The 19,883-nt window shown below is 65.0% G+C and carries 21 protein-coding genes; 8 read left to right on the forward strand and 13 right to left on the reverse strand.

The genetic code is table 11. The features are described 5' to 3' along the window. Positions 1–302 precede the first annotated feature (302 nt). From rpmG to topA, 6 genes are all read right to left on the reverse strand, one after another. Positions 303–470 carry a 50S ribosomal protein L33 gene (gene rpmG / locus GB927_RS20285; RefSeq protein WP_023512792.1) on the reverse strand — a complete coding sequence of 56 codons (168 nt, stop codon included), beginning with the start codon at positions 468–470 and terminating at the stop codon, positions 303–305. A gap of 93 nt (positions 471–563) precedes the next feature. Continuing rightward, on the reverse strand, positions 564–1,748 hold the full coding sequence (locus tag GB927_RS20290) for an MFS transporter (RefSeq protein WP_256119023.1): 1,185 nt from the start codon (positions 1,746–1,748) through the stop codon (positions 564–566). Positions 1,749–1,761: 13 nt separating this feature from the next. Next, on the reverse strand, positions 1,762–2,424 hold the full coding sequence (locus GB927_RS20295; protein WP_256119024.1) for an NUDIX hydrolase: 663 nt from the start codon (positions 2,422–2,424) through the stop codon (positions 1,762–1,764). After that, positions 2,421–2,888: a DUF983 domain-containing protein gene (locus GB927_RS20300; protein ID WP_256119025.1), complete on the reverse strand. Its 468-nt coding sequence runs from the start codon at positions 2,886–2,888 to the stop codon at positions 2,421–2,423. Before GB927_RS20300 ends, GB927_RS20295 begins: the two co-directional genes overlap by 4 nt. A 34-nt stretch (positions 2,889–2,922) precedes the next feature. Next, on the reverse strand, positions 2,923–5,277 hold the full coding sequence (gene rnr / locus GB927_RS20305; protein ID WP_256119026.1) for a ribonuclease R: 2,355 nt from the start codon (positions 5,275–5,277) through the stop codon (positions 2,923–2,925). A gap of 4 nt (positions 5,278–5,281) precedes the next feature. Next, positions 5,282–7,954: a type I DNA topoisomerase gene (gene topA, locus GB927_RS20310; RefSeq protein ID WP_256119027.1), complete on the reverse strand. Its 2,673-nt coding sequence runs from the start codon at positions 7,952–7,954 to the stop codon at positions 5,282–5,284. Between the two features lie 260 nt (positions 7,955–8,214). Between topA and GB927_RS20315 the strand changes: the two genes are divergently transcribed. Further along, a complete protein-coding gene (locus GB927_RS20315) occupies positions 8,215–8,469 on the forward strand; it encodes a hypothetical protein (RefSeq protein ID WP_256119028.1) in 255 nt (84 codons plus the stop codon). Here GB927_RS20315 and dprA read toward each other — a convergent pair. From dprA to GB927_RS20335, 4 genes are all read right to left on the reverse strand, one after another. After that, positions 8,401–9,552, reverse strand: coding sequence for a DNA-processing protein DprA (dprA, locus tag GB927_RS20320; RefSeq protein WP_256119029.1), 1,152 nt, complete (start codon positions 9,550–9,552; stop codon positions 8,401–8,403). The two genes, GB927_RS20315 and dprA, sit on opposite strands and share 69 nt — an antisense overlap. A gap of 2 nt (positions 9,553–9,554) precedes the next feature. After that, a complete protein-coding gene (gene plsY, locus GB927_RS20325; RefSeq protein ID WP_256119085.1) occupies positions 9,555–10,160 on the reverse strand; it encodes a glycerol-3-phosphate 1-O-acyltransferase PlsY in 606 nt (201 codons plus the stop codon). An 86-nt stretch (positions 10,161–10,246) separates the two neighbouring features. After that, on the reverse strand, positions 10,247–11,539 hold the full coding sequence (locus GB927_RS20330; RefSeq protein ID WP_256119030.1) for a dihydroorotase: 1,293 nt from the start codon (positions 11,537–11,539) through the stop codon (positions 10,247–10,249). After that, positions 11,536–12,477 (reverse strand): aspartate carbamoyltransferase catalytic subunit, encoded by a 942-nt coding sequence (locus tag GB927_RS20335; protein WP_256119031.1) that lies wholly within the window; start codon positions 12,475–12,477, stop codon positions 11,536–11,538. The genes GB927_RS20330 and GB927_RS20335 overlap by 4 nt, the downstream gene beginning before the upstream one ends. Before the next feature lie 171 nt (positions 12,478–12,648). Here GB927_RS20335 and GB927_RS20340 point away from each other — a divergent pair, with 171 nt between their 5' ends. Continuing rightward, positions 12,649–14,301, forward strand: coding sequence for an acyl-CoA dehydrogenase family protein (locus GB927_RS20340; RefSeq protein ID WP_256119032.1), 1,653 nt, complete (start codon positions 12,649–12,651; stop codon positions 14,299–14,301). On the opposite strand, the gene GB927_RS20345 is transcribed toward GB927_RS20340, so the two are convergent. After that, positions 14,283–15,218: an AEC family transporter gene (locus GB927_RS20345; RefSeq protein WP_256119033.1), complete on the reverse strand. Its 936-nt coding sequence runs from the start codon at positions 15,216–15,218 to the stop codon at positions 14,283–14,285. The two genes, GB927_RS20340 and GB927_RS20345, sit on opposite strands and share 19 nt — an antisense overlap. Before the next feature lie 208 nt (positions 15,219–15,426). Between GB927_RS20345 and GB927_RS20350 the strand changes: the two genes are divergently transcribed. Further along, entirely contained in the window at positions 15,427–15,558 is a 132-nt protein-coding gene (locus GB927_RS20350) for a hypothetical protein (RefSeq protein ID WP_256119034.1), read from the forward strand. Then, positions 15,555–15,881, forward strand: a complete 327-nt coding sequence (locus tag GB927_RS20355) for a DUF6105 family protein (protein WP_256119035.1) — start codon at positions 15,555–15,557, stop codon at positions 15,879–15,881. Before GB927_RS20350 ends, GB927_RS20355 begins: the two co-directional genes overlap by 4 nt. Here GB927_RS20355 and ruvX read toward each other — a convergent pair. Together ruvX and GB927_RS20365 are read right to left on the reverse strand one after the other, a co-directional pair. After that, entirely contained in the window at positions 15,827–16,312 is a 486-nt protein-coding gene (gene ruvX, locus GB927_RS20360) for a Holliday junction resolvase RuvX (RefSeq protein WP_256119036.1), read from the reverse strand. The genes GB927_RS20355 and ruvX overlap by 55 nt on opposite strands. Before the next feature lie 13 nt (positions 16,313–16,325). Then, complete coding sequence (locus GB927_RS20365; RefSeq protein WP_256119037.1) at positions 16,326–16,622, reverse strand: alkylphosphonate utilization protein; 297 nt, start codon at positions 16,620–16,622, stop codon at positions 16,326–16,328. Positions 16,623–16,743: 121 nt separating this feature from the next. On the opposite strand from GB927_RS20365, the gene GB927_RS20370 reads away from it, so the two are divergent. The 4 genes from GB927_RS20370 to gatA all read left to right on the forward strand — a co-directional run bounded on the left by GB927_RS20370 (position 16,744) and on the right by gatA (position 19,808). After that, on the forward strand, positions 16,744–17,448 hold the full coding sequence (locus GB927_RS20370) for a metal-dependent hydrolase (RefSeq protein ID WP_256119039.1): 705 nt from the start codon (positions 16,744–16,746) through the stop codon (positions 17,446–17,448). Between the two features lie 105 nt (positions 17,449–17,553). After that, the gene (gene gatC, locus GB927_RS20375) at positions 17,554–17,841 is read left to right on the forward strand and encodes an Asp-tRNA(Asn)/Glu-tRNA(Gln) amidotransferase subunit GatC (protein WP_256119040.1); all 288 of its coding nucleotides are present in this window, start codon (positions 17,554–17,556) and stop codon (positions 17,839–17,841) included. Between the two features lie 3 nt (positions 17,842–17,844). Then, positions 17,845–18,309, forward strand: a complete 465-nt coding sequence (locus GB927_RS20380) for a GNAT family N-acetyltransferase (protein ID WP_256119041.1) — start codon at positions 17,845–17,847, stop codon at positions 18,307–18,309. Between the two features lie 17 nt (positions 18,310–18,326). Continuing rightward, the gene (gene gatA / locus GB927_RS20385; RefSeq protein WP_256119042.1) at positions 18,327–19,808 is read left to right on the forward strand and encodes an Asp-tRNA(Asn)/Glu-tRNA(Gln) amidotransferase subunit GatA; all 1,482 of its coding nucleotides are present in this window, start codon (positions 18,327–18,329) and stop codon (positions 19,806–19,808) included. Positions 19,809–19,883 lie beyond the last annotated feature (75 nt).

The raw sequence follows: 19,883 nt of genomic DNA on the forward strand, positions 1-19,883 counted from the left end.
TTTTTTTTCTTTTTCGCGCGATGTTCAACTCATGGGCGGCAAACAAGCCCGCACAACCGGTTACCCCATGATGCTAGGTCCGCCGCATCTCCTGGGTCGTGGGGTCGGTCGGCTGGTTACGACACAAACGGAATCCTCGTGCCGTCGTCGTATCTGGCCGACCCCCGTTCAGCGCCGCTCCCGTCAAGGGAGCGGCGTTTTTGATTCGCGAATCTCTGAAGAGTTTGCAGCGACCCGGCCCAAAAGGAAAGGCGCCGGACGTTTCCGCCCAGCGCCTTTGCGAACCGAAAGGGTTGCCAAGATTACTTGATCTTGGTTTCCTTGAATTCGACGTGCTTCTTGACGACCGGATCGTACTTCGTCTTGGTCATCTTGTCGGTCATCGTACGGCTGTTCTTCGTCGTTACGTAGAAGAAACCGGTGTCGGCCGTCGACAGCAGCTTGATCTTGATGGTGGTAGCCTTGGCCATGGTCGTCCTGCCTTTATGAAAAACGAAGCCGCGGACAGCCAGTCTGCTCCACGGCTTAAATCTGGGCGGAAACTACAAATCGCGCCCGAAAAGTCAAGCCCGTTTCGGTCGGAAAACGATCCGGGCCAGTGAAAGTACCAGGTAAAAGCCGAAGAAGGACACGATCGCCCAGGCAAAACCGTCATTGCCGGAGACGTCCATCGCCGCACCGATCGCCTGCGGACCCACCACCGTGCCGACCGCATAACAGAAGATGAAGGCGGCATTGGCGGCCGCGAGGTCTGCACCGACGAGTCGCGAGCCGAGATGGCTGAGGCCGACCGTATAGAGGCCGGCGACGCAGCCGCCCCACACCAGCAGCACCACGGCCATCAGCACCCAGTTCTGCGACACCAGCGGCAGCGAGAGCGCACCGACGAGGCCGATGACGGCCATGATCGTCAAGAGGCTCCTGCGGTCCTTCATGCGGTCGGAGAGCATGCCAAGCGGGATCTGGAAGGCCATGTTGCCGATGCCCATGACGGTGAGCAGCAGCGCCGCCTGCGGCTCGCTGAAGCCGGCACGGGTGGCGTAGATCGGGAAGAGCGAAAGACCGCCCACTTCCACCGCGCCAAAAATGAAGACCGCGGCCGTCGCCGTCGGCACGAGTAGCACGTAGCGCATGAAATGCAGTTCCGGCTTCTCGTCGATGATCGGGCTTTCGGCACGCGCGATGTAGATCGGGATCGCCGCAAGCAGGATGATCGCGGCGCCGACCGCAAACGGAAGCACGCCGTCGCTGCCGAGGATGGAGAAGAGCAGGGGGCCGGTGGCGAAGCCAAGCGACAGCACGGTCGCGTAGATGCCGAGCACCAGGCCGCGCCGGCGGGGCGGGGCTGCGGCGTTGATCCAGAATTCCGAGAGGATGAAGAGCGTGGTGATCGCGCCGTGGAAGACCAGGCGCAACGGGAACCACAGCCAGAAATTCTCGATGTAATAGAAGCCGAGGCCGCTGATCGCGGAAAGCAGGATGGCAAGTAGCATCGTCGTCGACGTGCCCCAGGCATGGGCAAGCCGGGTGGTGAAGGGCGCTGCGGCCATGGCGGCGACACCGGCCATGGCGGAGTTGATGCCGATCATCGTGGAGGAGATGCCGCGCTTCTCCATGATGATGGAGAGCAGCGGCAGGCCAAGGCCTATGGCGATGCCGACTGCGGAAATGGCGGCGACGGCTGCAATGAGAGACCTCCAGTGGATGCTCTCCACCGGGCCGGAGGTGCCGGATTGCGGCTGCGTCATATGCGATCGATCCTCAAAGAATATCCCGTAGGTGACGCCCGCGCTGGGCGTAGAACAGCGGCGCGGGCCTTCCGAAGGGCAGAGACTTGTCTTCCTGAATGCTTTTTTTAAGCTCTTCAAGGATCAATACGGTTATGTCGGGCATGTCGATGCCCTTGTGGTCAAAAATATCTACCCAGCGCAGGTCTTCCAGCTCATGGCTGGCCTTGGCGCCGGCCGGATCGACGTTCGCCTCGTCGGCAAAGAGCGTGAAGAAGCGTGTGTCGAAGCGCCGCACCATGCCGGCGGGCGTGATGGCGCGGGCGAGAAAGCGCAGGTGAGAGAGGTCCGGCCGGAAGGGAAGCGCGCCTTCCGCAGGCTCGGCGAGCGGTGCGCCGACCGGAATGCCGGCCTCCTCGTAGAGCTCGCGGACCGCCGCGACGCCGAGCGCGCGCAGCCGCGAATTGGAACAGCGCGTGCCGGCCTTCAGCGCAAGCCGCTCGTTGGCGAGCGGGTTCAGCGGGTTGGCGATGGAGACCAGGCGATCACCGGCGTCGCGCCGGCCGCCGGGGAAGACGTAGACGTCAGGCATGAAGACATGTTTGCTGCTGCGTCGGCCGACGAGCACGCGCACGCCGGCCCCCGACCGGTCGAGAAGCAGGATCGAGGCTGCATCGACAGGCCGGACAGATGTCATGCCGTCCGGTCGCCATAGGCTGGAGCGGCCTCCGTCTCGGCGGGCTTGTCGTTGAAGCCGTGCATCTTCAGCGCCCATTGCAGGCCGATTGTGCCGCCCTTGATGGGCTGCATCATGAGAAGCGCCAGGATGAGGGTGATCGGCGTCCAGATGGCGAGATGCTGCCAGGTGGAGAGCGGCCAGACGAGGTCCGTCATCATGTAGCCGCCGACGACGATATGGCCGACGATGGTGATGACGAGATAGGGCGGCAGGTCGTCGGCACGCTGGTGCGTATAGTCCTCGCCGCAGGCCGCACAGTTGTCGACCGGCTTCAGGAACGAGCGGAAAAGGCGGCCGGTGCCGCAGGCCGGGCAGCGGTTCAGCATGCCGCGCTTGATGGCGCGGCCGAGCGGGCGCTCCGCCGGTGCGGTGCTCGCGGTGTCGCCGAATTGCAGCGTGCTGCTGGTCTCGTTCGCCTGCATGGTTCAGTCCTTCCTGCCGGCGGTCTTCACCGGCCTAGCGTCTCCCGCGGGGAGGGCGGGTGCCCGGCTGGCGCCGCGGTTCGCCGCCCTTGCGCCGGCCCGACTTGTGGAAGGAGCGCACTGCCGTCGGCATCTTGCGTCCTTCGCTCAACATGTCGAACCGGAGCGAACCGGCGAGCGGCACCGCTTCCGCGAGCCTCACGCGCACCATATCCCCGAGGCGGTAGCCGAGCCCGGTTTTTTCGCCGGACAGCGCCTGATGGGCCTCGTCATAGATAAAGTAATCGCGTCCCAGCAAAGATATAGGCACGAAGCCGTCGGCGCCATACTCCGGCAGGGTGACAAATAGTCCCGCCTTGGTGACGCCCGAGACGCGGCCGTCGAATTCCTCGCCGATACGCCCGGCAAGGTGGTGCGCGATCAGCCGGTCGACCGTGTCGCGCTCGGCCGCCATGGCGCGCCGCTCGAAGGTCGAGATCTCGGCGGCGATGTCGTCGAGCACCGCTTCCTCGTCCGGCGTGATGCCGCCTTCGCCGAGCCCGAGCGAGCCCACCAGCGCCCGGTGCACGATCAGGTCCGCATAGCGGCGGATCGGCGAAGTGAAATGGGCGTATTTCATCAGGTTCAGGCCGAAATGGCCGATGTTTTCCGGGCTGTAGATCGCCTGGCTCTGCGAGCGCAGCACCATCTCGTTGACCATCTGCTGGAACGGTTTGTCCTGCGCCTTGGCAAGCACGCCGTTGAAATGGTTGGAGCGCATGCTGCCGCCCTTGACGAGCGAGATGTCGAGCGTTTGCAGGAATTCGCGCAGCACCTCCTGCTTGGCAAGCGAGGGCGCGTCGTGCACGCGGTAGATCAGGACCTGCTTCTTCTTCTCCAGCGTCTCGGCGGCCGCGACATTCGCCTGGATCATCATCTCTTCGATGAGCTTGTGCGCATCGAGCCGCGGCGGCACATGGACGCGGTCCACCGTGCCATCCGGCTTCAGCAGGATTTTTCGCTCTGGCATGTCGAGTTCGAGCGGCTGGCGACGGTTCCGGCCGACCGTCATGATGCGGTAGGCCTCCCACAGCGGCTTCAGGATGGTGTCGAGGATCGGTCCGGTCTTGTCGTCCGGCGCGCCGTCGATGGCCGCCTGCGCCTGCTGGTAGGAGAGTTTCGCCGCGCTCTTCATCATGATGCGGTGGAAGGTGTGGCTCGCCTTGCGGCCTTCGTGCGAGAAGACCATGCGCACGGCGAGCGCAGGACGGTCGACGCCTTCCTTCAGCGAGCAGAGGTCGTTTGAGATGCGCTCCGGCAGCATCGGCACGACGCGATCCGGGAAATAGACCGAGTTGCCGCGCTTCTGCGCTTCACGGTCCAGCGCGGATTTCGGTCGCACATAATAGCTGACATCGGCGATGGCGACGGTGACGATCACGCCGCCCGGATTGTCGGGAGAGGTATCCGGCTCGGCATAGACCGCGTCGTCATGGTCCTTGGCGTCATGCGGGTCGATGGTGATGAGGGGGAGGCTGCGCCAGTCCTCGCGGTGCGACATGGTGGCCGCACCGGCAGCCTCCGCCTCGCGGATCACCGCATCGGGAAAGACATGCGGAATGCCGTGGGCGTGGATGGCGATCATCGAGATCGCCTTTTCCGAGGCGACCGAGCCGACGACGCTCTTGATCTGCGCCTTCGCCAGGCCGAAGCGGCCCATGCGCACGACATCGATCTCCACGAGGTCGCCATCCTTGGCGCCCGCCGTGAACGCGGCGTCGACTTCCATCTCCTCGCCGCGGCGATCGATCGGCATGATGCGCCCGCCGCTGCCCGCTTGCGCGGCGCGGAACACGCCCATGCCGGAATTCTTGCGCTTGTCGAGCACCTTGATGATGCGCGCCGTATAGGCCGGCCCGCCGCGTTCCTTTGCCGGGAAGATCTTGGCGAGCACGCGGTCGCCGAGGCCGGCGACGGGCGCCTTGCCCTTGCTGCCGACGGTGGACTGGCGGATCGCCACGGCGGGCGCCACGCCCGCATCGTCGAGCCATTCCGCCGGGCGGCCGATCAACTCGCCGTCCACGTCGCGCGTGGTGATGTCGAGCACGGCGACAGGCGGCAGCGCGCCTGGGCGCACGAGCGACTTTCGACGCTTTTCCAGGAGCCCGTCTTCCTCGAAGGATTTGAGCAGCGCCTTCAGCTCCACGCGCGTCTCGCCCTTCAGCCCGAAGGCCTTGGCGATCTCGCGCTTGGAGGCCTGTTCGGGGTTTTCCGCGATGAAGCGCAGCAGCACGTCGCGCGGCGGCAGGACGCCGTGGATGATCGGGATATTGTCCGTCGGCGGCACGTCACGACCCGCGCGGCCGGGCCGCTTGGATTGTCCTGCCCGGCTGCGTGGTTCCCTTGTCATGTCGTCAGGCCTTCTTCGCCTTGGCTGCGGTCTTGCTGGCCGCGGTCTTGCTGGCTGCGGTTTTGGGTTTCGCCTTCGCCTTCGGCTTTGCCGCCTTGGCGTCGTCGGATTTCGCTGCCTTCGTCGCCTTGGCCTTGCCGCCCTTGACAGGCGTCTTGCCGGCCTTTTCGGCGATCAGCACCAGCGCTTCCTCCATGGTCACGCTGTCGGCCGCCTTGCCCTTCGGCAGGGTGGCATTGACCTTGCCCCAGTTCACATAGGGGCCGTATTTGCCATCCCGCACGGTGATGGGGCCGCCATCCGGATGGTCGCCGAGCGTCTTCAGCGCGGCCGGCGTGCCGCGCGAGCGGCCGCCTGGACCCTTCGACGCCTTGTCGGCGATGACGGTGACGGCGCGGTTGAGGCCGACGGAGAACACGTCCTCGACGGTTTCGAGATTGGCGTAGCCGCCATCATGCAACAGGAAGGGCCCGTAGCGACCGATGCCGGCGGAAATCATCTTGCCGGTTTCCGGATGCTGGCCGATGTCGCGCGGCAGCGAGAGGAGTGCGAGCGCCTTCTCGTGGTCGATGCTCGCCGGCGTCCAGCCCTTGGGCAGGCTCGAACGCTTCGCCTCCTTGCCGTCGCCACGCTGCACATAGGGGCCGAAACGGCCGGATCGGAGCGTGATTTCCTCGCCGGTATGCGGGTCCTTGCCGAGGCTTTGCGGCTCGTTGGAGACGTTTGCCTCCGCATCCGAGCCGTTATCGGCGGAAAGCTGGCGGGTGAAATTGCATTCCGGATAGTTCGAGCAGCCGACGAAGGCGCCGAACTTGCCGAGCTTCAGCGAGAGTTTTCCGGTGCCGCAGACCTGGCAGATGCGCGGATCGCTGCCGTCCTCGCGCTTCGGGAAGACCAGCGGCGCCAGTTCCTCGTTCAGCGCATCGAGCACGTTGGTGACGCGCAGCTCCTTGGTGTCCTCGATCTGGGCGAAGAAGTCCTTCCAGAAATCGCGGAGGACCTGCTTCCAGTCGAGTTCGCCGGCCGAGATCTTGTCGAGCTTTTCTTCGAGATCCGCGGTGAAGTCATATTCGACATAGCGCGTGAAAAAGCTCTCGAGGAAGGCCGTGACGAGGCGGCCCTTGGTTTCCGGGATCAGCTTGCGCTTGTCGATGAGGATATATTCGCGGTCGCGCAGCGTCGCGAGTGTCGCGGCATAGGTGGACGGGCGGCCGATGCCGAGCTCTTCCATCTTCTTGATGAGCGAGGCTTCGGAGTAGCGCGGCGGCGGCTCGGTGAAGTGCTGGGTGGCGTTCACCTTCTGCTTGGCGACCGCCTCTTGGGCGTTGATCTCCGGCAGGCGGCCATCGTCGTCACCGTCGTCCGATTGCTCGCCGTCTTCCTTCTGGTCGGTATAGGCGGCGATGAAGCCGTCGAAGCGGATGACGGAGCCGGTGGCGCGCAGGCCCGCCTTGCGGCCGCCATTGTCCGCCTCGATCTCGACCGTCGTGCGCTCGATTTCGGCCGATGCCATCTGGCTGGCGATGCCGCGCTTCCAGACGAGGTCGTAGAGCCGGAGCTGGTCCGGATCGAGATAACGCTTCACCTGGTCCGGCGTGCGGTCGAAGGAGGTCGGGCGGATCGCCTCGTGGGCTTCCTGCGCATTCTTCGCCTTGGTGGAATAGAGGCGGGGCTTATCCGGCACGTAGCGCGCGCCGAACTGTTCTGCCACGGCCTGGCGCGCGGCATCGATCGCCTCGGGCGCCATCTGCACGCCGTCGGTACGCATATAGGTAATGAGACCGACGGTCTCGCCGCCGATATCGATGCCTTCATAGAGCTTCTGGGCAACCTGCATGGTGCGCGAGGCGGAGAAGCCGAGCTTCGAGGAGGCGGCCTGCTGCAGCGTGGAGGTCGTGAAGGGCGGCGAAGGGTTGCGCTTCATCGGCTTGGCTTCGACGCTCTCGACCCGGTAGGTCGCGCCTTCGAGCAGCGCCTTGAGGCGGTTCGCCTCTTCGCCATTGTTGATGGATTTCGCCTGAAGGCGCTTGCCTTCGGCCGAAGAGAGGCGGGCCTCGAACTCGTCGCCGCGCGGCGTCTTCAGCAGGGCCGAGAGATTCCAGTATTCTTCCGAGACGAAACGTTCGATCTCGGATTCCCGGTCGCAGACGAGGCGCAGCGCCACCGACTGCACGCGGCCGGCCGAGCGTGCGCCCGGCAGCTTGCGCCACAGCACCGGCGACAGGTTGAAGCCGACGAGATAATCGAGCGCACGGCGGGCGAGATAGGCATCCACCAGCGCGATGTCGATATCGCGCGGGTTGCGCATGGCTTCGAGCACGGCGGACTTTGTAATGGCGTTGAAGACGACGCGCTGCACCGGCTTGTCGCCGAGAACGCGCTTCTTCTTCAGGACGTCGAGAACGTGCCAGGAGATCGCTTCCCCTTCGCGATCCGGGTCAGTCGCGAGAATGAGACCGTCGGAGGATTTCACCGCATCGGCGATGTCTTTCATACGCTTGGCGGAGGCGCTGTCCACTTCCCAGGTCATCTCGAAGTCTTCGTCCGGACGCACGGAGCCGTCCTTGGCCGGCAGGTCGCGTACATGGCCGAAGGAAGCGAGCACGGTGTAACCGGGGCCGAGATACTTGTTGATCGTCTTGGCTTTGGCAGGCGATTCCACAACTACAACATTCATCGTCATTTTTCTCTGAGTACCGGGTGCCGCGCGGTTGGGTGCCGGCGAAACGGGCGCAATGCGCCGGAAAGTCGTGTCTCGACATGAACAGACAAAGCGTTCCGGTCAAGAGGTAGGGGTGAAATAAGTGGGATGCAACGCGATGCAACCGATGCGCGATCAATCAATTCTTGCAATTATAAATAATCGTTGTATCGTTTCCTAGGCATAGGAATTACAACCTAGCGGTGATTCTGAATCATTGGCACAACGGATAAGCCATGAACTCGAAACCTTCAAAGCCCGCTCTCCCACCTCACACGGCAGAGGAGAACATCGCTTACACCCGCCAGATGCTGGCCGAGTTACGGACCGTCGCGAACAATGAAGGCGCGGATATGCTGCGCTATTTCATCGAGATGGCCTATGTGGAGGCGGGAGACATCCTGGCCGGCATACGGCCGCTGTCACTCCGGGGTCAGCGAGACCCCGCCATTGCCATGCCGCTGAAGCCGGCCGGCAAGGTCAAGTTCTAGGAGCACGAGGTAGACGGTCGCAGCCGCGATGCCGGTATGGCGGATGACCTCGTCGATCTCGGCCGGCACCTGGCTCAGCGCTTCCGCGATCCGTTCGCGCTCGCCGTCGCTTGGTGGCAGGCGAAGTGCTGGCGGCGTGTCCTCCGGCGGCTCACCGGCATGCGGTCGCGGGGTGAAGAGGTCGGGTTCCGAGAGGGGCCGCAGGCTTTCCAGCACGTCGTCGGCCGTCGTCGTGATCGTCGCGCCGTCCTTCAGAAGGCCGTTCGTGCCCTCGCAGCGCATGTCGAGCGGCGAGCCCGGCACCGCAAAGACCAGCCGGCCGAAATCCGCGGCGTTGCGCGCGGTGATCAGCGAGCCGGAGCGCACCGCCGCTTCCACCACCACCAGCCCAAGCGCCATGCCGGCGATCAGCCGGTTGCGGCGCGGGAAGTCGCGTGCGCGGGGCTCCCAGCCGAAGGGCATTTCGCTGATGGCAAGGCCTTGCCCATCGGTCATTTCGCCGAGCAGGCCGATATTTTCCGGCGGATAGGGCTTGTCGAGCCCGCCGGCCATGGCGGCGATCGTGCCGGTGTCGAGGCTCGCGCGGTGGGCGGCCGTATCGATGCCGCGCGCGAGACCCGAGACGATGGAATAGCCGGCCCGCCCGATCTCGCGCGCCAGCAGGCCGGCGAATTTCATGCCGGAAATCGAGGCGTTGCGCGCGCCGACGATGCCGACGGCCGGTGCGGACGCGACGTTCAGGTTGCCCTTTACGGCAAGGAGCGGCGGGGCGCCGACGATCTGGCGCAGCAGCGGCGGATAATCCGGCTCGCCGATGCCGACGAAGGTGGCGCCATGCCTGTCGGCGAGGTCCAGCTCGCGCTCAGCCTCGGCCTGGCTCGCGACGCGGATCACGCGCGACGCGCCGCCGCGGCGGGAGAGTTCGGGCAGCATCTCCAGAGCGGTCTCGGCGCTGCCGAAATGGTTGATGAGTTCGCGAAAGGTGACCGGCCCGACATTGTCGCTGCGGATGAGGCGCAGCCAGGCGATCCTCTGTCTTTCCGTCAGCGCAATTCCCCGTGTCCTTGCGCTGCGGTCGTGCATGGCTATCCCTTGCTGCCGATCTTGCTTTCGGTGCCGCTCATCAGGCGGCTGATATTGGCCCGGTGTTTCCACCATGTGATAATGGTGAGCACGAGAAAGAGCAGCGCCACCTTCTCGTGACCGAGAAACCACAATACAACCGGAGATACCGCAGTTGCAACTAGGGCTGAAAGCGAAGAATAGCGCGTGAGATAGGCAAGGCCGATCCACACGGCTGCGAAGACGGCGAGCATGACCGGCACGAGGCCGAGCAGGAGGCCGACATAGGTCGCGACGCCCTTGCCGCCCTTGAAGCCGAGCCAGACGGGAAAGAGATGGCCGAGGAAGGCGGCAAAGCCCGCGGCAATGCCGGCGTCCAGTCCCCAGCGCGAGGCGATGGCGGCCGCCGCCGTGCCTTTCAGCGCGTCGAGCAACAGGGTCGCGGCGGCGAGCTTCTTGTTGCCGGTGCGCAGCACGTTGGTCGCGCCGATATTGCCGGAACCGATCTGGCGCACGTCGCCCAGCCCCGCCATGCGGGTCAGGATCAGGCCGAACGGAATGGAGCCGAGAAGATAGCCGAAGGCCAGCGCGGCAAGCGTCGGCAGGGCGCCGAGCTGCCAGGTAAAGATGTCGGACACGTCAGTTTTCCCCCGAAACCATGCCTTGATATGCCGCCGCCGGAATCGTCCCTTCCGGCGGGCGAGGGGGCAGACGCCTAAGCCAGCGAATGCACCCGTTTGCCGGCAACATAGGTGCTAACCGCGCGCCCCGTAAAGCGGGCATCTTCGAAAGGCGTGTTCTTCGAGCGCGAGACGAAGGTGTCCTTGGTGGCAAGCCATGGTTCGTCCGGGTCGATCAGCACGATATCGGCGCGCGCGCCCGGTGCCAGCGTACCGGCATCGAGGCCGAAGATTTTTGCCGGGCGCGTCGAGAGCGCATCGATGAGGCGCATCAGCGGGACTTCGCCGCTGTGATGCAGCCGCAGCGCCGCCGCCAGCATGGTTTCGAGCCCGATCGCGCCATCCGCCGCATCGGCAAAGGGCAGGCGCTTGGTGTCGACGTCCTGGGGATCATGCGCCGAGACGATGATGTCGACCTCGCCCCGGGCAAGCGCATCGACCATGGCCTTGCGGTCGTCTTCGCCGCGCAGCGGCGGCGACAGCTTGAAGAAGGTGCGGTATTCGCCGATGTCGTTTTCGTTCAGCGTCAGATGGTTGATCGAGATGCCGCAGGTGACGTTCGCGCCGCGCTCGCGGGCGATCTTCACGGCTTCCGCCGATTCCGGCACCGAGATCTGCGCGGCATGGTAGGCGCCGCGGGTGAGGCCGGCGATGCGCAGGTCCCGTTCGAGCGGGATCAGTTCCGCCTCGCGCGGGCTTCCCGAAAGGCCGAGCCAGCTTGCCAGCAGCCCCTCGTTCATCACGCCACCGGCACCGAGATACTTGTCGCGGGTTTCGAGCGCGATGACGCCGCCGAACTCGCGGGCATAGGTCATGGCGCGGCGCAGCACCTGCGCATTGTGCATCGGGTTGCGGCCATTGGTGAAGGCGACGGCACCGGCGGCCTGGAGCAGGCCGAACTCGGTCATCTCCTCGCCCTTCAGCCCCTTGGTGAGGGCCGCGGCCGGATGGATGTTGACGATCGCCTTGTCGCGGGCGTTCTTCAGCACGAATTCGACCAGCGCGATGTCGTCGATCACCGGATCGGTGTCGGGCATGGTGATGAAGGTCGTCACACCGCCTGCGGCTGCCGCGCGCGACGCGGATTCGATCGTCTCGCGGTGTTCGCCACCCGGCTCGCCGACGAAGACGCGGGCATCGACCAGGCCGGGAGCGGCGATCAGGCCCTTGCCGTCGACGATCTCGGCACCGTCCGGCGCGCCCTGGTTCTGTGCGCCGCTGCCGATCCCGGCAATCTTGCCGTTCACGATGACGATCGAGCCGTTTTCGTCGACGTTGCGCGAGGGGTCCAGGATGTGGACGTTCTTGAGGACGGTCGTGCGGCTCATGCGCGGGGTCCCTGGTTCTGCGAAAGAAGAAGCGTTTCCATCACGGCCATGCGCACGGCGACGCCCATCTCGACCTGCTGTTCGATGACGCTCTGCGGCCCGTCGGCAATCTCCGAGGCGATCTCGACGCCGCGGTTCATCGGGCCGGGATGCATGACGAGAGCATCCTCCTTCGCCGCCTTCAGCTTTTCCGCGTCGAGCCCGTAATAATGGAAATATTCGCGCACCGACGGCACGAAGGCGCCGGACATGCGCTCGCGCTGCAGGCGCAGCATCATCACGACATCCGCATCCTTCAGGCCCTCCGCCATGGAATGGTAGACCTCGGCGCCCATGTCGGCGATGCCCGAAGGCAGCAGCGTTGCGGGGGCGACGACGCGCACGCGCGCGCCCATGGCGTTGAGCAGCAGGATGTTCGAGCGGGCGACACGCGAATGCAGCACGTCGCCGCAGATCGCCACGATGATGCGCGAGAGCTTGCCCTTGGCGCGGCGGATGGTCAGCGCGTCGAGCAGCGCCTGTGTCGGGTGCTCGTGCTGGCCGTCGCCGGCATTGACCACCGCGCAGGAGACTTTTTGCGCCAGAAGCGCTGCGGCACCGGCGGAGGAGTGGCGCACCACCAGCACATCCGGATGCATGGCGTTCAGCGTCATCGCCGTGTCGATCAGCGTTTCGCCTTTTTTCACCGATGAATTGCCGACGGACATGTTCATCACGTCGGCGCCGAGGCGTTTTCCGGCAAGCTCGAAGGAGGATTGCGTGCGCGTGGAGGCTTCGAAGAACAGGTTGATCTGCGTCAGGCCGCGCAGCGTCGACGTTTTCTTCTCCCGCTGCCGGGAGATTTTGACCGCCTCGTCGGCGCGGTCGAGCAGCAGGGTGATGTCCCGCTCGGTCAAACCCTTGATGCCGAGAAGGTGGCGATGCGGAAAGAAGTCCATAAAACTCCGCCTCAACTGTCGTGGATACGCGGGGTCTATAGAGTGTCGGTTCCGCCGCGGCAAGGCTGACAGCGGCGGCCGTCATGCATTCCCACGCTTTTGTGAGCGTCGAGGTGCCACAGGCCGCAACGCCCCGTTTCGCCCCGCCGCGACTTGGGCTAGAACCCGCTCATGACTCGCGACACCCGCACCGAACAGAAATTCGCCGATCTCAACCAGCCATCGCTCTGGTCGGGCATCAATGCCTATCGTTCCGACCCGCTGCTGGTCGATGCTACGGACGCGATGCCGAAGGGCCTGCGCGACGAGTTCGACACGATCGGCCGCTACGTGACCTCGCCGGAAGCCCAGGAACTCGCGCGTATGGCGAACGAGAGCCCGCCGCAACTGCGCACGCACGGTCCGCGCGGCGAGCGACTGGATGTCGTCGATTTCCACCCGGCCTGGCACGCCCTGATGCGCCGCTCCATGGCGACGGGCCTGCATTCCTCGCTGTGGGAGAACGTGCCGGATGAGCAGGGCAGGGCGCACCGGGCGCGTGCCGTGCGCTTCTACCTGACGGCCCAGCTCGAATGCGGCCATCTCTGCCCGCTGACCATGACGAGCGCTTCGGTTGCCGCCCTTTCCACCTCGCCGCAGGTGCAGCGCGAATGGGGCCGGAAGATCCTGTCGCGGAAATACGATTCGACCAACAAGCCCGCCATGCAGAAGACCGCCGTCACCATCGGCATGGGCATGACGGAAAAGCAGGGCGGCACGGATGTGCGCGCCAACACCTCGACCGCCGAACGCCTCGGCGAGGGCATCTACCGGCTGACGGGCCACAAGTGGTTCATGTCCGCGCCGATGAGCGACGGTTTCGTGATGCTGGCACAGACCCGCGAGGGCGTCGGCTGCTTCCTCGTGCCGCGCCTGCTGGAGGATGGGTCCACCAACGGCCTGCGCTTCCAGCGCCTGAAGAACAAGATCGGCAACCGCTCGAATGCCTCCTCCGAGGTCGAGTTCTCCGAAACCTTCGGCTTCCTGCTCGGCACGCCCGATGCCGGCATCCGCACCATCCTCGACATGGTGACGCTGACGCGGCTCGACTGCGCGCTGGCCTCCTCCGGCATCATGCGTGCGTCGCTGGCCGAAGCTGTGCACCACACCCGCGGCCGCAACGCCTTCGGCAAGCCGCTCGTCGCCCAGCCGATCATGACGCGCGTGCTCGCCGACATGGCGCTCGACGTCGCCGCCGCCACCGCGCTCTCGCTTCGCCTCGCGGAAGCCTTCGACAAGGCGCGCGACAGTGCCGAAGACGCCGCTTATGCCCGCATCATGACGCCGGTGACGAAATACTGGTGCTGCAAGATCGCGCCGGCGCTGATCTACGAGGCGATGGAATGCATCGGCGGCAGCGGCTATGTCGAGGAGCGCCCGATTGCCCGGCACTACCGCGAGGCGCCGGTCAACGCGATCTGGGAAGGCTCGGGTAATGTGATGGCGCTCGACCTGATGCGTGTCATCGGCCGGGGCAGGGACCTGTTCGAAATGCTCTTCGCCGGACTTGCCCGCGACCTCGGCTCGGCAGGCAAGAAGACGGTGGACGTATTGCGCGCAGCGCTGTCGCTCTGCGAACGCGACGAGGGTGCCGCTCGTATGCTCGTCGAGCAGCTGGCGCTCGCCTCGGCGGCGGCCGAACTCTACCGCGCCGGTGCCGGCCGCATCGCCGATGCCTTCCTCGAAACGCGCCTCGCCTCCGGCTGGCGCTCGACCTACGGCATGCTCGATTCGCGCTTCGATTCGGCCTATATCGTCGACCTGCTCTATCCGCCGGCGAGGTAAGCCGTCGCCGCCAGCACCATGGGAATGGTGAAGAAGGACGCGATCGTCTGGAGCGTCGCGACGGCGGCGTAGAGCGGCGCGTCGCCACCCATCTGTTTTGCCAGCACATAGCCGTTCATCGCGGTGGGCACGCTGGCACCCATGGCGATGGTCAGCAGCGGCTCACCGCGCATGCCGAGCGCATAGGCGGCCCATGTCATCACCAGCGGCATGAAGATCAGCTTCAGCACGACCGGCAGCATTGCCAATGGGCGCGGCCTCAGCGCATCGGCGAGCTTCAGCCCCGCACCGACCATGATGAGGCCGAGACTAAGCGAGGCGTCCGCAACCTGTTCCGCTGCCTGCATCAGCGGGTCGTAGATCCGGATTCCCGCAAGGTTGACGGCGACGCCGAGCACGGAGCCGATGATCATGGGATTGGTGACGATCTTGTGCAGGAAGGTTTTTAGGCTACGCGTGCCGCCGCCAAACCAGACGAGAATGCCGATATTGTAGAAATTGATCGGGATGATGATCAGCGTCGCCACCAGCGCGACGAGCGCAAGGCTTTGCGGGCCGTAGAGCTTTTCGGCGATCGCCAGCGCGATGAAGGCATTCCAGCGCGTCGAGGTCTGGAAGATCGAGGTATAGGCCGGTCCCGAGACGTTCGCCGCGCGAAAGAGCGGCCAGCAAATGGCCAGAAGCAAGGCGATAAGCGTGACCGAGCCGATCGAACCGAGCGCCACGCTGCCGGCGGCGATGCCGGAAAATTCCGCATTGGCGAGCGTCGTGAACAGCAGGCAGGGGAACAGCACGAAGAAGCCGAGCTGCTCGAGCCCGTTCCACATGTCGCGGTCGATCTGCCGCCAGCGCTTGAGCAGCACTCCCAGCACGACGAGCAGGAAGACGGGGAGGATGCTTTCGAAGATGGGGAGCATGGAACCGGATCGGCAGAGGAATGATCTCCGCTCATTCCATGCCTTGGCGGGTCTGGCAAGGCACTCGCCCGCCGGCGGCCGTGTGGATATTAACCTTAATGAAGGGTTTACGTTGCGCGATCAGGGTTAACGGGTGAAGGTGGCGTTTACCTGGTGTTAACCATGTGAGCGAGTGCTGAGTATGGCCAGAACGGCCCGGATTTCGGTCATGACGACCCTGTTTTGCTTCGTGGCGGTGGATATTGCCGTGCCGCTTCTCGTGCTTGTCGCGGGCGTGGCGGTGAGCGAGATCATCTTCGCGGCCGGCGACCTTCTCGTGATGAAGAGGAGGGCGGCATGAAGTGGTTCCTGTTCCTGTGGGCCGGCCCGATCGCGCTTCTGGGCAGCTGGTACGGGCTCTCCTATTACGACATGAATTTCGGCGTCTTCATGCTGACGCGCGATGCGCATGACCTGGTGTTCCAGATCTACGGCCACATCCTCGGCATTCCGCCGGAAGACCTGCCGCCGCTCGTGCTGCGCGCCATCATCTTCGACAGTTTCCTGGTGCTCGGCCTCATCGCCTTCCGCCGGCGCAAGAAGATCTGGGCCTGGTGGCAGGCCCGCCGTCAGTCGTCTTCGGACGCCCTTGCCAGCGACGAAAGCCTGTCCAGCGCGCCCTGAAGGATGAAGGAGGCGGCGGCCGAATCGATGCGTTCGGCCCGCTTCCTGCGCGACACATCCATCTCGATCAGCGTGCGCTCCGCCGCCACCGTCGACAGCCGCTCGTCCCAGTAGACGAAGGGAATATCGGTCTTGTCGGCCATGGAACGCACGAAGGCGCGCGTCGCCTGGACGCGCGGGCCGGCGCTTCCGTCCATGTTCACCGGCAGGCCGATGACGAAGGCGACGACCTTTTCCTTCGCGGCAAAGGCCAGCAGCACCTCGGCATCCTGCGTGAATTTCACGCGCTTCAGCACCGGCCGCGGCGTGGCGAGCCTGCGGCCGAGATCGGAAACCGAAAGGCCGATGGTCTTGGTGCCGAGGTCGAGTCCGGCGATGGGCTGGCCCGGGGCGAGAATGCCTGCCAGTTCTTCCAGTGTCAGCGTCGCCATGGCCAGAACCTTCTCAGCGCTTGCGGACGAATTCGGTGCGCAGCACCAGGCCCTTGATGGCATCGTGCCGGCAGTCGATCTCTTCCGGGTTTTCGGTGAGGCGGATCGTCTTGATGACGGTGCCCTGTTTCAGCGTCTGCCCGGCGCCCTTCACCTTCAGGTCCTTGATCAGCACGACCGAATCGCCATCCGCAAGCACGGTGCCGCTGGCATCGCGCACCACGTTGCCCGCCGCCTTCTCCGCCGCGATCTCGGACGCCGGGCGCCATTCGCCTGTCACTTCGTCGTAGATATAATCGTCGTCGGCCATGGTGGGCTCCTTGTGAGGACATTGCTCCATCTCGAAAGCCACGCTTATAACGATCGCGCGGCGGATGGAAACGACAATCGCCGGGCCTATATTCTGCAAGCATTCAAACAGGAGACCCTCCATGAAGATTACCTGGCTCGGCCATTCCGCCTTCCGCATCGAAACGGCGAAAGCCAAGATCCTCATCGACCCGTTCTTCACCGGCAACCCCGCCTTCGACGAATCGACCCGCCAGGACGCCGTCGCCGGCCTCACCCATGTGCTGCTCACCCACGGCCACGGCGACCATGTCGGCGACACCATCCAGATCGCCCGGGAAACCGGCGCGACGGTGCTGGCAAATGCCGACCTTGCCTCCTGGCTCGGCAACAAGGGCGTCGAAAAGCTCGAAATGGGCAATACCGGCGGCACCGTGCATTTCGACGGCTTTTCCACCACCTTCGTCAACGCGCTGCATTCCTCCGCGCAGATCACCGAGGACGGCGTTTCCCATTCGCTCGGCAGCGCCAACGGCCTCGTCCTGCATTTCGAGAACGACCCGACGCTCTACCACATGGGCGACACGGACATCTTCTCCGACATGGCGCTGATCCAGGAACTGCACCAGCCGGAAATCGGCCTCGTGCCGATCGGCGATCGCTTCACCATGGGCGGTGCCGTAGCGGCACTCGCCTGCCAGCGCTTCTTCAAGTTCGACACCGTCATTCCCTGCCACTACGGTTCCTTCGGCATCATCGACCAGACGGCCGACCTCTTCGTGCAGGCGATGGAGGGCGCATCGGCGAAGATCGAGGTGCCGGGCGTGGGCAGCGTGGTCTCGCGCTGAGCTGCCGGAAAACGGGCGAGGGGGCGCGGAAGGGGCCATTCCCCCGTTGCGCCCCTTGGGCTTGGTCATTATAGCGGGTAGGAAATTTCCTATCGGAGACCATCCATGTCCGTAGATCTAGCCACCGTGAAGCGCGTCGCGCGCCTTGCCCGCATCGCCGTCAGCGAGGAAGAGGCAAACCGCATGACGGGCGAGCTGAACGGCATCCTCGGCTTCGTCGAGCAGCTTTCCGAAGTGAATGTCGAGGGCGTCGAGCCGATGACCTCGGTCACGCCGATGGTGATGCGCAAGCGCGAAGACGTCGTCAACGACGGCAGCAAGGCCGATGACATCGTCGCCAACGCGCCGGCCACCGACCGCAATTTCTTCCAGGTTCCGAAGGTTGTGGAGTAATCCTTGGCCGTCACCATCGCCGTCGAAAGCCCGTTGCAGGATGAGGTTCGCACGCTGATCGCGGAGCTGAACACGGTCCTGCTCGCGCTGTCGCCACCGGAGGCCTGCTACCACCTGACCGTCGAGCAGATGGCCGAGCCGACCGTCACGGTCTGGATCGCCCGCGACGGCGACACCGTCGTCGGCTGCGGCGCGCTGAAGCGCCATTCCGAGACCACGGGCGAGGTGAAGCGCATGTTCACCCGGCCGGCCTGGCAGGGGCAAGGCATCGGCCGGCGCATCCTCGGCGAAATCCTTAGCGTCGCCGAACGGGAGGAGCTGACGACGCTCGTGCTCGAAACCGGCGACCAGCACCCGGCGGCCTGGGCGATCTACGAGAAGGCCGGCTTTTCCCGCTGCGGCCCCGTGCTCGACTATCCGGCTTCACCGTTTTCCGTATTTTACCAAAAGCAGCTTCTCGCTGCCTGACCCGAAGTGACCGCACCATGACCGATCTGACTCGCCTGACCATTGCCGAAGCCCGCGAACAGCTCGGCGCCAAGGAGATCACCGCCGTCGAACTGACGGACGCCTATCTCAGCGCGATCGAGGCGGCGAACCCGGCAATCAATGCTTATGTCACCGTCACGCCGGAAAAGGCGCGCGACATGGCCAAGGCCTCCGACGGCCGCATCGCTGCCGGCCAGGCCGGCGCGCTGGAAGGCATCCCGCTCGGCATCAAGGACCTGTTCGCCACCGAAGGCGTACACACCCAGGCCTGCAGCCATATCCTCGACGGTTTCGAGCCGAAATACGAATCGACCGTCACCCAGAACCTCTGGAACGACGGCGCCGTCATGCTCGGCAAGCTGAACATGGACGAATTCGCCATGGGCTCCTCCAACGAGTCGTCCTATTACGGCCCGGTCAAGAACCCGTGGCGCGCCACCGGCTCCAACCTCGATCTCGTGCCCGGCGGCTCGTCCGGCGGCTCGGCCGCAGCCGTCGCCGCGTTCCTGTGCGCCGGCGCCACGGCGACGGATACCGGCGGCTCGATCCGCCAGCCCGCCGCCTTCACCGGCACCGTCGGCATCAAGCCGACCTATGGCCGCTGCTCGCGCTGGGGCATCGTCGCCTTCGCCTCGTCGCTCGATCAGGCCGGCCCGATCGCCCGCGATGTGCGCGATGCTGCAATCCTCCTGAAGTCCATGGCCAGCGTCGACGCCAAGGACACGACCTCCGTCGATCTGCCGGTGCCGGATTACGAAGCCGCGCTCGGCCAGTCGCTGAAGGGCATGCGCATCGGCATCCCGCGCGAATACCGCGTGGATGGCATGCCGGAGGAGATCGAGGCGCTCTGGCAGCAGGGCATCGCCTGGCTGAAGGATGCCGGCGCCGAGATCGTCGATATTTCCCTGCCGCACACGAAATACGCGCTTCCGGCCTACTACATCGTGGCGCCTGCGGAAGCCTCGTCGAACCTCGCCCGCTATGACGGCGTGCGCTACGGCCTGCGCATCGACGGCAAGGACATCGTCGACATGTACGAGAAGACGCGCGCCGCCGGCTTCGGCACCGAGGTCAAGCGCCGCATCATGATCGGCACCTACGTGCTGTCGGCCGGCTACTACGACGCCTATTACCTCCAGGCCCAGAAGGTCCGCACGCTGATCAAGCGCGATTTCGAACTGGCCTTCAACGCCGGCGTCGACGCGATCCTCACCCCCGCCACCCCGTCCTCGGCCTTCGGCATCGCCGACGAGGACCTCGCGTCCGATCCGGTCAAGATGTATCTCCAGGACATCTTCACCGTCACGGTGAACATGGCGGGCCTGCCGGGCCTCTCCGTTCCCGCCGGTCTCGACCACAAGGGCCTGCCCCTCAGCCTCCAGCTCATCGGCAAGCCCTTCGAGGAGGAAATCCTCTTCAAGACCGCGCACGTCATCGAAAAGGCCGCCGGCCGCTTCTCGCCGAACAAGTGGTGGTAAGGGGCGCTTTCGCCCTCCACCTCGGCCATCGCCAAAACGTGTCGTAACGGCAACACCTGCCGTTACGAGAGGCGT

The sequence above is a fragment of the Shinella lacus genome (assembly GCF_010994755.1).
Taxonomy (GTDB): domain Bacteria; phylum Pseudomonadota; class Alphaproteobacteria; order Rhizobiales; family Rhizobiaceae; genus Shinella; species Shinella lacus.

Coding starts and splice junctions, on each gene's coding strand:
- rpmG (WP_023512792.1), bottom strand. CDS start 470: ATGGCCAAGGCTACCACCATCAAGATCAAGCTGCTGTCGACGGCCGAC.
- GB927_RS20290 (WP_256119023.1), bottom strand. CDS start 1,748: ATGACGCAGCCGCAATCCGGCACCTCCGGCCCGGTGGAGAGCATCCAC.
- GB927_RS20295 (WP_256119024.1), bottom strand. CDS start 2,424: ATGACATCTGTCCGGCCTGTCGATGCAGCCTCGATCCTGCTTCTCGAC.
- GB927_RS20300 (WP_256119025.1), bottom strand. CDS start 2,888: ATGCAGGCGAACGAGACCAGCAGCACGCTGCAATTCGGCGACACCGCG.
- rnr (WP_256119026.1), bottom strand. CDS start 5,277: ATGACAAGGGAACCACGCAGCCGGGCAGGACAATCCAAGCGGCCCGGC.
- topA (WP_256119027.1), bottom strand. CDS start 7,954: ATGAATGTTGTAGTTGTGGAATCGCCTGCCAAAGCCAAGACGATCAAC.
- GB927_RS20315 (WP_256119028.1), top strand. CDS start 8,215: ATGAACTCGAAACCTTCAAAGCCCGCTCTCCCACCTCACACGGCAGAG.
- dprA (WP_256119029.1), bottom strand. CDS start 9,552: ATGCACGACCGCAGCGCAAGGACACGGGGAATTGCGCTGACGGAAAGA.
- GB927_RS20330 (WP_256119030.1), bottom strand. CDS start 11,539: ATGAGCCGCACGACCGTCCTCAAGAACGTCCACATCCTGGACCCCTCG.
- GB927_RS20335 (WP_256119031.1), bottom strand. CDS start 12,477: ATGGACTTCTTTCCGCATCGCCACCTTCTCGGCATCAAGGGTTTGACC.
- GB927_RS20340 (WP_256119032.1), top strand. CDS start 12,649: ATGACTCGCGACACCCGCACCGAACAGAAATTCGCCGATCTCAACCAG.
- GB927_RS20345 (WP_256119033.1), bottom strand. CDS start 15,218: ATGCTCCCCATCTTCGAAAGCATCCTCCCCGTCTTCCTGCTCGTCGTG.
- GB927_RS20350 (WP_256119034.1), top strand. CDS start 15,427: ATGACGACCCTGTTTTGCTTCGTGGCGGTGGATATTGCCGTGCCGCTT.
- GB927_RS20355 (WP_256119035.1), top strand. CDS start 15,555: ATGAAGTGGTTCCTGTTCCTGTGGGCCGGCCCGATCGCGCTTCTGGGC.
- ruvX (WP_256119036.1), bottom strand. CDS start 16,312: ATGGCGACGCTGACACTGGAAGAACTGGCAGGCATTCTCGCCCCGGGC.
- GB927_RS20365 (WP_256119037.1), bottom strand. CDS start 16,622: ATGGCCGACGACGATTATATCTACGACGAAGTGACAGGCGAATGGCGC.
- GB927_RS20370 (WP_256119039.1), top strand. CDS start 16,744: ATGAAGATTACCTGGCTCGGCCATTCCGCCTTCCGCATCGAAACGGCG.
- gatC (WP_256119040.1), top strand. CDS start 17,554: ATGTCCGTAGATCTAGCCACCGTGAAGCGCGTCGCGCGCCTTGCCCGC.
- gatA (WP_256119042.1), top strand. CDS start 18,327: ATGACCGATCTGACTCGCCTGACCATTGCCGAAGCCCGCGAACAGCTC.